The 13,722-nt window shown below is 67.2% G+C and carries 12 protein-coding genes; 6 read left to right on the top strand and 6 right to left on the bottom strand.

Annotation, left to right across the window (positions count from 1 at the left end; all coding sequences use genetic code 11):
- Positions 1-65 precede the first annotated feature (65 nt).
- From AB0O15_RS28140 to AB0O15_RS28130, 3 genes are all read right to left on the bottom strand, one after another.
- Positions 66-251 carry a hypothetical protein gene (locus AB0O15_RS28140; protein ID WP_364324062.1) on the bottom strand — a complete coding sequence of 62 codons (186 nt, stop codon included), beginning with the start codon at positions 249-251 and terminating at the stop codon, positions 66-68.
- Between the two features lie 18 nt (positions 252-269).
- The gene (locus AB0O15_RS28135; RefSeq protein ID WP_364324060.1) at positions 270-893 is read right to left on the bottom strand and encodes a LemA family protein; all 624 of its coding nucleotides are present in this window, start codon (positions 891-893) and stop codon (positions 270-272) included.
- A 238-nt stretch (positions 894-1,131) separates the two neighbouring features.
- Complete coding sequence (locus AB0O15_RS28130) at positions 1,132-2,118, bottom strand: helix-turn-helix domain-containing protein (protein WP_364324058.1); 987 nt, start codon at positions 2,116-2,118, stop codon at positions 1,132-1,134.
- 72 nt (positions 2,119-2,190) lie between these two features.
- Here AB0O15_RS28130 and AB0O15_RS28125 point away from each other — a divergent pair, with 72 nt between their 5' ends.
- Complete coding sequence (locus AB0O15_RS28125; RefSeq protein ID WP_364324056.1) at positions 2,191-2,682, top strand: heme-binding protein; 492 nt, start codon at positions 2,191-2,193, stop codon at positions 2,680-2,682.
- A 16-nt stretch (positions 2,683-2,698) separates the two neighbouring features.
- Here the strand turns inward: AB0O15_RS28125 and AB0O15_RS28120 are convergent, their stop codons facing one another.
- Positions 2,699-3,352: a LuxR C-terminal-related transcriptional regulator gene (locus tag AB0O15_RS28120; RefSeq protein ID WP_364324054.1), complete on the bottom strand. Its 654-nt coding sequence runs from the start codon at positions 3,350-3,352 to the stop codon at positions 2,699-2,701.
- A 181-nt stretch (positions 3,353-3,533) separates the two neighbouring features.
- On the opposite strand from AB0O15_RS28120, the gene AB0O15_RS28115 reads away from it, so the two are divergent.
- From AB0O15_RS28115 to AB0O15_RS28095, 5 genes are all read left to right on the top strand, one after another.
- Positions 3,534-6,116, top strand: coding sequence for an AAA family ATPase (locus tag AB0O15_RS28115; protein WP_364324052.1), 2,583 nt, complete (start codon positions 3,534-3,536; stop codon positions 6,114-6,116).
- Between the two features lie 326 nt (positions 6,117-6,442).
- Positions 6,443-7,069, top strand: coding sequence for a hypothetical protein (locus tag AB0O15_RS28110; protein ID WP_364324050.1), 627 nt, complete (start codon positions 6,443-6,445; stop codon positions 7,067-7,069).
- 25 nt (positions 7,070-7,094) lie between these two features.
- Positions 7,095-8,597: a protein kinase gene (locus AB0O15_RS28105; RefSeq protein WP_364324048.1), complete on the top strand. Its 1,503-nt coding sequence runs from the start codon at positions 7,095-7,097 to the stop codon at positions 8,595-8,597.
- A gap of 393 nt (positions 8,598-8,990) precedes the next feature.
- A complete protein-coding gene (locus AB0O15_RS28100; protein WP_364324046.1) occupies positions 8,991-9,548 on the top strand; it encodes an emopamil-binding family protein in 558 nt (185 codons plus the stop codon).
- 382 nt (positions 9,549-9,930) lie between these two features.
- Complete coding sequence (locus tag AB0O15_RS28095) at positions 9,931-10,908, top strand: alpha/beta fold hydrolase (RefSeq protein ID WP_364324044.1); 978 nt, start codon at positions 9,931-9,933, stop codon at positions 10,906-10,908.
- A 183-nt stretch (positions 10,909-11,091) separates the two neighbouring features.
- Here AB0O15_RS28095 and AB0O15_RS28090 read toward each other — a convergent pair whose 3' ends face one another.
- Entirely contained in the window at positions 11,092-12,888 is a 1,797-nt protein-coding gene (locus AB0O15_RS28090) for a GMC oxidoreductase (protein WP_364324042.1), read from the bottom strand.
- A gap of 240 nt (positions 12,889-13,128) precedes the next feature.
- A complete protein-coding gene (locus tag AB0O15_RS28085) occupies positions 13,129-13,407 on the bottom strand; it encodes a thiamine pyrophosphate-dependent enzyme (RefSeq protein ID WP_364324040.1) in 279 nt (92 codons plus the stop codon).
- Positions 13,408-13,722 lie beyond the last annotated feature (315 nt).

The following is a 13,722-nucleotide window of genomic DNA, read 5'->3' as shown; positions in this document are numbered from 1 at the left end:
GCGAGCGCGCATACCTTCCCGGGCCGGTCCAGTCTCGAGTTCAACGGCCCGGACCGGCCTCGATCTCACGCAGCTGGTCGCCGGTGGCGGCGGTGCTGGATCACCAGCGCGACGACGGTGCCGATGAGGAGAACGCCGATGCCGCTGCTGAGCGCGGGCCGGCTGACAGCCAGCGCGACCATGAGGACAAACCCCCACAGCACGAGCGCGAGCAGCGCGAAGACGACCTCGACGATGCCGGTGAAGTTCATCGGTGCGCGCTTTCCCGCTCAGAAGCGGACCTGCACGGGCCCCCGTTCGCTTTCCGCCGCGTGGAAGAAGTCGCGGGTGCCGAATCCCGCGACCGTGGCGACGATCGAGGCCGGCATGGTCTGCACGGCGTTGTTGTACGACTCGGTGGCGCTGTTGAAGAACTGCCGCGCATAGGCGATCTTGTCCTCGGTCGCCGCGAGTTCGCTCTGCAAGCGGGCGAAATTGTGGTTTGCCTTGAGGTCGGGGTAATTTTCGGCGAGCGCGAAGAGCCGGCCGAGCATGTGGGTCAGCTCGCCCTCGGCCTGAGCGCGGTCCCGCATCGGTGCGCCCTGAGCGGCTCCGACGGCCAACCCCCGGGCGGCCACCACGGCGTCGAGCGTTCCTCGTTCGTGAGATGCGTACCCCTGGACCGTGGCAACCAGGTTCGGAATCAAGTCGTACCGGCGCCTGAGCTGCACGTCGATCTGACCCCAGGACGCGTCCACCTGGTTCCGGGATCGTACGAACCTGTTGAAAACCGCCACCGCCCACCCGGTGACGAGCAGCGCCAGGAGCAACGCCACGCCACAGACCGCTGTGAAAACACTTCCCATCGACACAACGAAGGACTGTATGACTTCGCCGCGCGCCGAAAAGGCCACAAAGGTGACCTTCTACCGCCCACCGATCGGACGCGCACCATTGGCTGCACCTCTGGACGGCGCCGCCGAGAATCCACGCCGCTCTCCCCCGACGTCGTCAACAACCGCCGCCATCAATCCATCACCGCGATCCGCCACTCCTGGTGACTTCCAGCCTCGCGCCTTCAGTAAGGGTTGCCGGTTGCGGGAACTGGCCTGGGCTCAGGTGGTGGACCCGCAGAGCGTGGAGGACCTACCCCTAACAGAGTGAAGCGGAATAGGCCTCTCGGTACGCCTTGGGCGTCAGCCCGATGTGTCGATGGAGATGTCGGCGCAGCGCGACGGCGTCGACGAAGCCGGCGGCATTGGCGATCTGGCTGACCGTGAGATCGGTGGATTCGAGCAACTGCCGGGCACGATCGATGCGCTGCCGGGTCAGCCAGCGCTGCGGGCTCTGACCGACCTCCCTCCGGAAATGCCGGGTGAAACTCCGGGTACTCATCCTGGCGTGCCGGGCCAGGTCAGGGAGTGTCAGAGGTTCGGCCAGCCGCTCGAGCGACCACTCCCTGGTCGGAGCCGTGGACCGGCCGACGTCGACCGGAACGGGCTGGTGGATGAACTGTGCCTGGCCGCCTTCCCGCCAAGGCGCCACGACGCACCGACGTGCCGTCTCGTTTGCCACCTGGGCGCCGAAGTCGCGACGTATCAGGTGCAGGCACAGATCGATGCCCGCGGCTGCACCAGCTGAGGTCAGTACTCGGCCGTTGTCCACGAACAGCACGCTGGGATCCACATCAACCTGTGGAAATCGTCGCGCGAACTCGTCGCTGATGCCCCAATGCGTGGTCGCGCTCAGCCGGTCGAGCAGCCCGGCCGCCGCGAGCACGAACGCAGAGGTACACAAGCTGACGATCCGGGTCGTAGTCGGCAGATTGGCAACCGCATCAGCCAACGCAGGCGCGAGACCACCAGGGTGCGGTAGTTCACCGGTGTGATCCTGGGTCGCGATGATGACCGTGTCAGCTCGCATCAGCTCGGTTTCGTCGTGCGCGACGATGACGGTGAAGTCGTGGCATGTGCGTACCGGGCGACCACCGAGAGAACAGGTCGACACGTCGTACAACGGCTCGCCGCGCGAATCCGTGGCCTGTCCCAGGACCTGGGCCGGAATCCCGAGGTCGAACGGCTTGACCCCATCCAGCGCGAGAACAACAGCGCGGTGACGCTCGGGCTTGATGTGGCTCATGGCCCGAATGTAACCAACTTTGGCTCCCACGATGAGGTCGCGAGCCGGTTACCGATCACTAGATTTGCGATCATGACAGGCACCGCTGACACGACAGGCACTACTGACTCGGCCAACCACTCGTACCGGACTGCGTCGATCACCCTTCGTGCGGCCTCGGATCTTCTCGAGGCCGCACGCGAAGCCGGAGTCGCGCTGGGCTTCGAGCCGGCCACCGCGATCGTGGACCCGGGCGGAAATCTGGTCGCGTTCGAGAGAGGCGACCGCACACCCTTCCTGGCCGGTCCCATCGCCATCGACAAGGCGTGGACCGCTGTGTCCTATCAGGTCTCGTCGAGCTACTGGAACGGCTACGTACAGGATCCGTCGGTGAGTCCTCTGCAGAACCTGCCGCGGGTCATGCCGGTCGGCGGTGGCTATGCGATCCGCGAAGGAAATCTGGTGATCGCCGCCATCGGCATCTCAGGCGGAACCCTCGAACAGGACGAACGCGCCGCGCTGGCCGCGATCGAAAAGCTTGGACTGACGGCCACCGACACGACCGCTTCCACGAAAGATCGATGAGTGAGCCTTCGGAATCTCAGAGGAGGCCTGCTCGGATGGCGAACGCGACGGCATGGACCCGGTTACGCAGGGAGAAGCGTTGCATGACGCACCAGAGAATGTACTTCGCCGTACGCTGCGAAATGTCCATGACCTTGGCGATCTGAGCAGTGTCGAGACCCGCGGCGAGGTGGCCGAGCAGGACGATCTCGCGTTCTGACAGCTCCGGCCGGGGCCGGCCGGCCGCACCGACGTCACGCAACCGGCAGAATTGCCGGGTGAGATCGGCTGACAACGTCGCATTGTTCCGGGGAGTCGTGCCGGCCGCCTGCTGGACGGCGGACAGCAGGCGGCCACGGGAAGCGTCGGAAGGATGAAGGACGGAGACCACACCGGCTTCCATCGCCGCTTGCACCCCGACTTCGGCCGCCTCGTCCATCACCGCGACCGTCACCGTGCCGTGCTCGTGGTGCGCCAGCCTGAGTGTTGGGATCGTCTCGCGGAACCGGCCTTGCAAGTCCGCGACGATCACGTCGCTTCGCCGTCCCGCGACGAATTGCTGGAGCGCGAAGTCGGGTGATGCACGAAGCGCTTCCACGACTCCAGCTTCCCGCAGCGGCTCGCGCGCCATTATCGCCACCCTGATCGGCTCGGCGTGAACCGCGTTCGCGCAATACTTGACCGCCGACATTGCGTATCCCTTTCGGGCCCAAGGAAAGCACATGAACGAATCGCAATTGCAGATTACGGACACGCCGGGTTGCCGGTCATGAGTGACGAATACCCAAATTAGGTCGCTTCCCGAGGGCCACTACCTACGCTCGCCCGGCTGAGCAGCCGGCCCGCCGGAGACACCATGCGAGGATGCGACGGTGACTGAGCCGCTGGAGCGTGAGACACCCATCGGTGACCTGACCAGGATGGTGCAGGAGGCGGCCGCGGGCGGCGGGTGCGTCGCCGTGGTTCACGGCGAGGCAGGGATCGGAAAGTCGAGCGTGATCACCGCGGGCCGGCACCGCTGGAGCGATGACGTCCGGGTTCTTGTGGGGTACTGCGACGACCTGGCCATCCCCCGGCCTCTCGGGCCGCTGCGGGATCTGGCTCCTCACCTCGGTCCCGGATTGGCGGCGGCCCTGTTCGCCGAGGACCGGGAGAGCGTTTTCGGTGCGTTGCGCGGGGAGTTCATCGGTGGTCGGGCCACTGTGCTGGCCGTCGAGGATCTGCAGTGGGCTGACGAGGCCACCCTCGACGTGCTGCACTTCCTGGTCCGTCGCATCGCCGACCTGCCGCTTGCCCTGATATTGACCTATCGCGACGAGGGAGTGGCCGCCAACCATCGGATGCGGCGTCTGCTGGGAACCGTGGCCAGTTCGGAACGGGTACGGCACATCGCGTTGCAACCGTTAACGGCGGCAGGCGTGCGCCGGCTCAGCGCCGGAACCGGCGTCGACGCCGACTGGCTGCACAGCGTCACCGCGGGTAACCCGTTCTTCGTCACCGAGGTGATCCGGTTGAGCCCGGACACCGGCGACACCCCACCCACCGTGGTCGACGCGGTACTGGCACGTACCCACCATCTCGGCGCCGAGGCGCGCGCCGCCCTGGAGCAACTCGCGATGATCCCATCCACGATCGAGCTCCCGGTGGTCACCGCCCTGGTCGGCGAGGCGATCAACGAACTTCCGGCGGCGGAACGGCTCGGACTGATCACATCCAGCCCGCAGCATGTCTCGTTCCGGCACGAGCTGACCCGCCGGGCACTCGCGGACTCCCTCACGCCGGGCCGGCAGATCGAACTCGAGCGCCGAGCGCTCGCCGTCCTGGCCGCCCGGCCGGGCACGGACCCGTCCCGGCTGGTCCACCACGCCATGCGGGCGGGAGACGCAGACGCGGTAGTCCGTCACGGTACGACGGCCGCCCGGGACGCCAGCCGGACCGGCGCACACCGTGAGGCGGTCTCGCACTACCGATCCGTGCTGGCCCACCGCGACCGGCTCTCAGCAACCGATCTCGCGGAAGTGCTGGAGGAATACGCGGTCGAGTGCCAGACGACGGCCGACTTCATCGGCGCGACCCGGACGCTGAAGGAGGCAGTCGGTCTGCGACGACAGGGGACAGACCGGAGCGCGCTGGGGGAAGCTCTTCGCCGGCTGTCCTCCGCGCTGACCTTTGACGAAGACCATCTGTCAGCCGAATCGGCGGCGCAGGAGGCGGTCGACGTCCTGAGCGGAACCGGTGATACGCGCCTGCTCGCACTGGCGCACAGCAACCGCGCAATGCTGCACCTACGCGCTTCCGAATACCCGCAGGCTCTCGACTGGGCGGAACGGGCAACGGCCCACGCCCGGGCATCGGACGACCCGGCGGTGCTGTCCACCGCACTCAACCACCTCGGAACCGCACAGTGGTCGCTCGGCGAACCGCACATCGGTCACGACACCCTTTTGAACTCCCTTCGAATCGCCGCGGCAGCCGACGTATCCGCCGAGGTATGCCGCGCTCACATCAACCTTGCCTGGACGCTGCTCGACAATCTGCGCCTGGACGAGGCCGAGACGCACATCCAGGCGGCGACCGGGGTGGCAGAGGCGACCGAACAGTTCAGCTCCATCGGGTTCGTGCAGCCGCACCAGGCACTCCTGGCCTTCTACCGCGGTCACTGGGACGAGATGGATCGGGTGGCCGAAGCGAACCCTGAGGTGAGACCGCCGATGTCGCAGTGGGTGATCTCCGTCGTCCGCGGCCACGCCGCGATCCGCCGCGGCCGCCCCGAAGACGAGGCACTGCCACCCTCGATCTCCGAATTCGGGCAGGTGAGAGATCTGCCCCGGGTTGGTCTGCTCGCTTCGGCCCGCGCCGAGGCGGCCTGGCTGCGCGGCGACCGGGATGCGGTACGCCGGCACGCCGAGCCGGTGTACGAGTGGGCCCGTCGCCTCCGGCATCCTCGGTGGGAACACGAACTCGGCCATTGGCTCACCCGGGCCGGCTGTCCGGTCGAGCCCACCCCCGGCCCGTACGAGCTCCAGGACCAGGGGCGCCACGCCGAGGGGGCCGCCGGGTGGGCGGCGGCGGGAATGCCGTACGAACAGGCTGTCGCCCTGGCGCAGAGCGAAGATCCGGAACTCTGGCTCGCCGCGCTACCCCTCCTGGACCGCCTCGGGGCGCTGCCCTTGGGCCGGACTGTGCGCCGTCGGCTTCGCCGCCAGGGCATCCGAGCTTCACGCGGACCGGGCCGGGCAACCCGCGACAACCCCGCCGGTCTCACCCAGCGGCAGATCGAAATCGCGCGGATGGTCAGTCACGGGTGGAGCAATGCCCGGATCGCGGACGCACTGGCCCTGTCGGTGCGCACGATCGACAACCACGTAGCGGCCGTGATGGCCAAACTCGACGTCAAAACCCGACACGACGTGCATGACCGGCTGTTACAGCTGTCAATCACAACAGAGCTGTGAATGGGTCGCTCAGTCGTCGCCGCCGAACGGGGCGTCCTGCAGTTCGTCCGCGCGTAGCGCCGGTCACGAACACCTGCACCTCAGCATGAACGACGCAGTGGCCGTCACGCCCTCACGATCCCGCAGGCTCTCGATGAGATCGAATGATCGAAGGGGCAGCGATTTCGGCGCGTATGAACACTGCCCCATGCACTCGGCTCGCCCGATAGGTCGATATGCCCGTACGCACACCCCCAAGGTGCCCGTTTCGACACCGGCATGGTCACCGGCCGAGGATTCCGCAACAGTTGCTCCCGTCCATAACGGCGAACATGGGGAGATGAGCCGTGCCTCGGAAGCACTCTCGCCGGGTCGTCGCCGGTCTCACCCTGGCCGCGCTCCTGCCCGCGGGGCAGGGTTGCGGAACGGCCGCGCCGCTCGAGGCTCCGGGCTCCCCGGCACCATCCGCTGCCACGGCACCGTCCGCCGCGTCGCCGAGCCCGTCCCCGACAGCGGCGCCAGATCCGAAACTGGCCGCGATCCTGGCGGGGAAGCGAAAGATCATCATCCACCTCATCCCGGCCGATCGTGACCTCAGCGCCACCTACGAAGGACCGATCGCCACCGGCGACGGCACCGACGACGGCGCCCTCTTCCGGATCCTGCCCGCCAAGAACGGCCGGCATCTGGTGGAGGCGCTGCGAGCGCGCGAAGAGGGCGGCCGGTGGTGCGCGGCAGTACAGACCGAGGACAACCTGACGACCCTGACCACCGTCGAATGTCAAGAGGCCGCCGAGACCACCTTCACGATCGAGGCCACCGGCGCCGTCGACGACAAGAAGCGGCCCGCTCACCGGATCGTCAACGACGACTACGGCACGGTGCGATGGAAACCGGCCGGCCAGGTGCTCTTCCTCGACAAGGCCGGCGACTCCCCCGCCACCTTCAGCTTCGTCGACCGCGGCGCGGCCTGAACCGGCCGCCCGCTACCGTACCGACATGGTCCTGCCCCTGCGACCCGGTGAGCCGGCCCGGCTCGGCCGGTACGAGATCCTCGGCCGGCTGGGACAGGGCGGCATGGGCACGGTGTTCCTGGCCCGCGACAGCTACGCACGCCTGGTCGCAGTCAAGATGATGCGGCCGGAACTCTCCCACGACGAGGAGTTCCGCGGCCGGTTCCGCAGCGAGCTCAACCGGATCCGGCAGGTGCCACCGTTCTCCACCGCCGCGGTTCTGGACGCCGATCCGGAACATGACCCTCCGTACCTGGTCATGGAATTTGTCGACGGCCCGAGCCTGTCCGCGGTGGTCCGCGACGACGGGGTCCTGACCGGCTCCGAACTGCACGGGCTGGCGGTCGGCATCGCCACCGCACTGTCCGCCATCCACGGCGCCGGCGTCATCCACCGCGACCTGAAGCCCGGCAACGTCCTGCTGGCCCGAGGCGGGCTGAAGGTCATCGACTTCGGCATCGCCCGCGCGTTCGAGGCCACCAGCCAGCACACCCGTACCGACCACATGGTCGGAACGGTCGCCTACATGGCGCCCGAACGCTTCGACCCGGCCGACGGCCGTCCGGTGACGCCGGCCGCGGACGTCTTCGCCTGGGGCGCGGTGGTGACCTATGCGGCCACCGGCAGCACCCCGTTCGAGGCCGGCTCGGCACCCGCCACCGCCATGCGCATCCTGACCCAGCCACCACGGCTCGACGGGTTGCCCGACCCACTGCGCGGTGTCGTGGCGGCAGCTCTGGCCAAGCAACCGGAGGACCGCCCGTCCGCCCGCGAGCTGCTCGCGCAGCTGGTCCCGGGCGAAATCCCGCCGGACGATCAGGTGGCACCGGCCCGGCCCGGGCACCGTACCCGGCGCCGGACCGGGCTGATCGTCGCCGCCGCCGGCACCGCCGTTGCGATCCTGGCGGGCTCGGCCGTCGGCCTGAGCCTCCGGTCGAAGGACAAGCCGGTGGCCACCGCGCCGTCCCCGCGCCCATCAGCGGCCGCGCGCCCATCGCCGGCCCCGTCCTCCGCGGATCCGTACGCATCACTTCCGGGCGGCGGCCGCCGCACTCAGATCCACGTCGCGGAGATCGACCGCAACCTCTCCCTGGATCGACATTGGTACGAGGTGACGGCGTCGGACGGCACTGGCGTGGACACCCTCTTCGTGCTCGAGCCCGCCGGCGTCGACTTCGTCATCCGGTCGCTCCGCAGCGAGGGTCACTTCCAGGACGCGCCCACCTGCCTGGGCGTGAAACTGGTCCCGGGTGAGGGAAGCTGGTTGCAAGCCGCCGACTGCCGGCGGTCGAAGGCCACCCTGTTCTCGGTGACCGCCACCGGCCGCACCGACGATCAGGGCCGTCCGACGTTCTACATCTCCAACGAGGCGTACGGACACGTGCTGTGGGACGCCAAGACGAAGAAGGCGAACGTCGATCAGATCGGCGAGGTCGATCCGACCACCAGTTTCAGTTTCGTCGATCGCGGTCCGCTCCAGCAGCGCTGATCAGGCCCCGGCTGTACGCTGCCGATCCCCGGCGAGAACCGGTCACATCCAGAGAAGGACGATCGCGGCGCCCAAGACGATGTTGACCGCCGACCACGGGAGACGGCCGGTCGGGCCGGTCATTCGGCCCGTGTGGACAGAGACGTTCCGACGGTCACCTTCGTACACAACAATCTCGGGTGTTGGTCGGGCTACGGCCGAGATCGGCTCATCGGAAACGGCAGGGGCACCGTGGCAGACGATTTTCGATCTTTGTGGGAGACCGCAAGGGCCGCCATAGGCTGGTTCTTCACATGTCGCCCGCGTCGATGACATTTCCGAACGTCGCCGGCTGGTCCGGCAGACACCGTGTGATTCCACAATCGTAGCCAGAGGTTCCGATGGAGGGCGGCGATGGCCGGTAAAACCGAAACGGTGCCGTTGCGCAAGCGGCTCATCGACGCCCTGTTCGTCGCGTTCTTCGCGGTCAACGCGGTCGTCGTCACCTACACCATCGATATCGAGCAGCTGGTCATCGGCGACCCGGCCCACTTCTCCTATCCCTTCTGGCCACCGCCGCCGGTGGTCGACTTCATCCACTGGTACGGGCGGTCCTTCGACCCGCTGCTGATGGCACGACCGGCGTTCTGGCAGATGACCATCTGGATCGACGTTCTGTTGTTCGGCCCCTTCTACCTCGCCGGCATCTACGCCTTCGCGCGATCGCGCGCCTGGATCCGGATTCCCGCCCTCGCCTGGTCCGGCATGATGGCCGCCAATGTGCTGATCATCCTGATGGAGGAGCGCTACGGCGTCAGCGCCAGCCCGAACTTCGGCGTCATGCTCGCGGCCTACCTGCCATGGTTGCTGGCGGCGGTTGCGATGATCCTGCGCATGCGCGGGCCCGAAGCCTTTCCACCCCGCGGCCGACGCGATCAGCGCTCCTCAACGTCGGCACGCATCCGTCAATAGGCGCTCATCGGAAGGTCCGCCCGGCGGTTGAGCAGCCGGGACTCAGTCCTCGTCGCTGCCGCCGGCGGCGATCATCGCCGCTGATGATGGTCAGGTCAGGCGGGTGAGGACCGACCAAATGATTGCACGAGCGGCCAGCCACCGAATTGAACGACTGGCCTCAGGCGCAGGTATCGGTGCGCCTTTGATCGATTCGCTCGCGTGCACACATGGATATGCCGGCTCTGTGCGACATCGTTCACACGGGAAGCGCAGAGAAGCCGTTAGGACACGAGAAGTTGACGATGCGGCCGCCTCTGAAGTTTTATAAATCTGGATTGTACGGAAGTTCGTTTTTACGAGGCGTTCCGAGTGGAGGCATGCGCCAATGAGTGGGGCAACAATGACCGGGGAGGTACGTCGACGCTCGGCGGGGCGGCGTTTCGCGCTCGTCATCCGCGGTCTCATCGCGCTCCTTCTGGTGCTGGTCGTCACGATCTACGTCTGGCCGCTCGGGACCTCCCAGTTGCAAGCAGCTCCGGCCAGAGAATTCGGCTTTCCGACAGCCGCCAACCAGGCTGAAGAAGCCGTCAAGGCCGACACCGAAAATCCTTCCGTTCGTCCTGAATGCCGTAGTGCGCTCCTGTCCCACGGTCGGAGAAGCGCCAAAGCAGTTGTCCTCCTCCATGGCTACACCGCTTGCCCATCGCAGTTCACCCAGCTCGCTCGACTCTATTTCCGGATGGGCTACAACGTTTGGGTACCCCGCGCACCGGACCACGGTTTGCTCGACACGTCGGCGCATGCAAGGGTCAGGGCCACTCAATTGGTGACTTATGCCAACGACGCGATGAACGTGGCCGACGGCCTGGGCGACGAGGTCGGGGTCGTCGGCATCTCCGGCGGCGCTGTACTTGCGACATGGCTGGCGGCCCACCGGCCCGACGCGGTGCAGCGTATTTTGCTGCTGTCCCCGTTCTATGTACCTAGCCGTGGCCGGGCGCCCTCGGCGGCGGTCAAGCCGCTCATCGTGCTGTACGGTTTCCGGATTCTCCCCGACCATGTCGACGGCCACGGCTTCTCCTTCGCGGCTCTGTCGCAATATCTCCGCATCGCCCGCAGCAACAGCGAGATCAAGAGCTCCAACGGGCGCCTGAAGAGCGTGGCGGTAGTGACTTCCGCGAACGACAATTACATCGATCGGGACAGGGCAGTCGACGTCGCTCGCCATCTCGCCGATACAAACCATCTCACCCTTGCCGACCACGAACTGCCCGCGGCTCTCGGCATCGGGCACGACATCGTCGATCCTCCGGATATCAAGGGCCACGTCGAAGAACTCGACAACCTGTATTTCAGGCTCTACGAGGGGACCCGCTGAGACTGTCGTTGCCGCCGCTCGCGGTGGTAGCCGCCGGGCATCGCGAGTGGAGCCCGGAGCGGCATCTCGCGCATCGGCGGCCGGCCATGCCTGCCACTGCGCCCGCTCCTACCAAGCCCGGCCCGGCTCGCGCTCAGACCCATGATCGACGTCCGGTGAACGTTGCCGCCAAGGCGACGCACGTCATGAACCCGGCATCTCCTCGCTCAAGCTCAGGCTCGTCGTCGGCTCATCCGCGGGTGTCTTCGGCGGGTACGGGGCGGCGGGGCGCGAGCGCGGCGCAGCCGACAATGCGAAGTCGCACATGCGGTCGGCCAGTGCGGCAATGGTGAGTGCCGGGTTCGGACCGACCGCCCCGGGCAGCGCCGCGCCGTCGGCGATGTACAGGCCGGGAAAGCCGAAGACCTCACCGCGGCTGTCGACGACCCCCTCTTCGACGTGTCGTCCCATCGGCGCACCTCCGACCGGGTGCACGGTGATCAGTTCTTGAACCAACCGGAGCGGATTGGGCCGGAAGGTACCTCCGAGCGCGTCCGCGACGTCACGCATGGTGGACTCGACGCTCGCGAAGAAGCCCTCCGAAGTGCCGGTGATCCAGTCAGCGGTGAGCCGGTCACGTTCGACGCGCAGTACGCCGTCCGGGATGTCGCGTCCCATTCCCAGCAATGGCAAGGAGCCGTCTGACAGTTCGTTGCCGCCGAGGAAGGCGCCAAGCTCCGCACCCAGCGTCCGGCCCGGAGTGCGGCTGAACCGTGCGCGGGCACGGGCGACCGCGATCATCACGGCACGACGCAGGTATCCCGGCCACTGGCTGGACTCCGTCAGCCAGTCGGCGAAGGCGGGATAGCCAGCGTCCTGAACGTAGTAGCCGCGACCCGAAGTGCCGCGACGGCTTGGGGCGTCGACCTCATCCGGAACCCGGATCGCCGACGTGATCACCGGTCCCTGCGATCCGCGCAGCGGACGGTGCGACCCGTCCGGCGTCCGTGCCCGTGACACGAAGCCGAGCATGTCACCGTTGCCGCTGAAGCGGCTACCCAGGGCTCGGCTGAGTCCGCCGAACTGCTCCCGGTTGCGCAGTAGCAGCCAGGTGGTGCCGAGCGTGCCGGCGGCCATTATCAGACGATCGCAGCTGATGACCCGCTCGGGCAACCGGGCGGTGTCGCGTGGCTCACCCAGGCCGGGATCTTCGTGGATCACGTAACGGACCTCGTATCCACCGCCGTGGCGGGGCGCGACTCCTCGCACCTCGTGGCGCACCCGCAGATCGGCGCCCTTGTGCTGGGCCGCCGAGAGATAGGTGTGATCCAGCGAATTCTTGGCGCCCTCGTTACAGCCGATGTTGCATTCGCCGCAGAGCCTGCAGGTAACGCGGGGTACGCCGTGCAGATTGCCGTAACTGGGCTCGCGGATCACCCGTCCGGGTGCCGGCAGCTCGTCGGCCGAGGGCGCAAAACTCACCGCCAGTGGCGGCAGCTGCCACTCCAGCTTCAGATCGGCGGCCGCGCTGGCCATCGCCACGGTCTTCGGCGTGCTGTCGTACGGCGGGTGGGCAAACGGGTAGGGTCGCGCCATCATCGTGCGCTCGACCCGGTCGTAGTGCGGATCGAGGTCGGCCCGGGTCACCGGCCAGTCCTCGTACCCGCCTCCGGGGATCGGCTGATCACGGACGAACCATCGCTCGTCCTTGCGCAGCAGCACGTTCGCGTAGATCAGCGAGCCACCGCCGAGCCCGCTTGCGACGATCGCGTCGATGCCCCGGAACGACCAGACGTCGAGCATGCCGTGCAGACCACCACTCGGATCCCAGACGGCCCGTGTCATCTCGGCCGGGGTGCGTGGGAACGAGCCGGGCGGGTAGGTCCGGCCACGTTCGAGCACCACCACCTGCCGGCCCGCCTCGGCAAAGCGGTAGGCCGCTACCGAGCCACCGAAACCCGAACCCACCACGACGACAGCGGCATGTTCATCGGCTGCCACGATTGTTGCTCCTCTGCGGACGGCGCGGACGTAGGTATATGCGAGAGATGCGCCTGAATGAAGTGGCATCGTGTTCTTGTGGATTGACGCGTTCGCTCCACTAAAAGTCCTTAATGGACTCCGCGGCAGCCCGCCGGAATTACTGTAACTTCGCCGTCGGCGCGATCTTGGCGCTCTGGACTGTCGGGCAGGACTATGTGCCTGTCCGGCCTGACCCGCCCGGCGAGCATGAGGTGGCCCTCAGGCCAGCACGGCCTCGATGAGATGAGGTCCGGGCTCGGCCACTGCCGCGGCGAACTGCTGCCGCAGCTCACCCACCGTCCGGGCGCGGCTCGCCGGGACGCCCATGCCCATGCTGAGTGCGACGAAGTCCAGATCGGGCGGTGACAGGTCGAGCATCCTCCGGGCAGCGCAAGCCTCCTGATCCGCGCCGACCCGGTCGAGTTCGGCGCGGAGGATCGCGTACGACCGGTTGTTCAAGATGACGACGGTGACGTCGAGGTTCTCCCGCGGGTTCACCGCTCAGGCAGCGATGAAACTCACCCGGCGAGCAACGCGTCGAGCTAAGGGGTGGGGCGTGATCAGGGGCGCCCGCGAGTAGGCCGATCACGCCGCCCCGGCGTATTCCTCTGTCGCGGAGGCGACACTTTCCATGGGAAGTATCTACGCATCGGACTGCGAACTCTCCCGGTTGACCCCTCCGTTTGCCGAACAGGCATCTCGCCGTATGCGTAAGGGCGATCGATCAACCGGGCAGGATGGGTTGTTCGTCGGTGCAACCCGGAACCGGTAATGCGCGTTGAGCCGCTAGCGTGGCCCCCGGTCTGCATCGGA

The sequence above is a fragment of the Actinoplanes sp. NPDC089786 genome (assembly GCF_040684855.1).
Lineage (GTDB): Bacteria > Actinomycetota > Actinomycetes > Mycobacteriales > Micromonosporaceae > Actinoplanes.
This window is presented reverse-complemented; position numbering and strand designations above follow the sequence as displayed.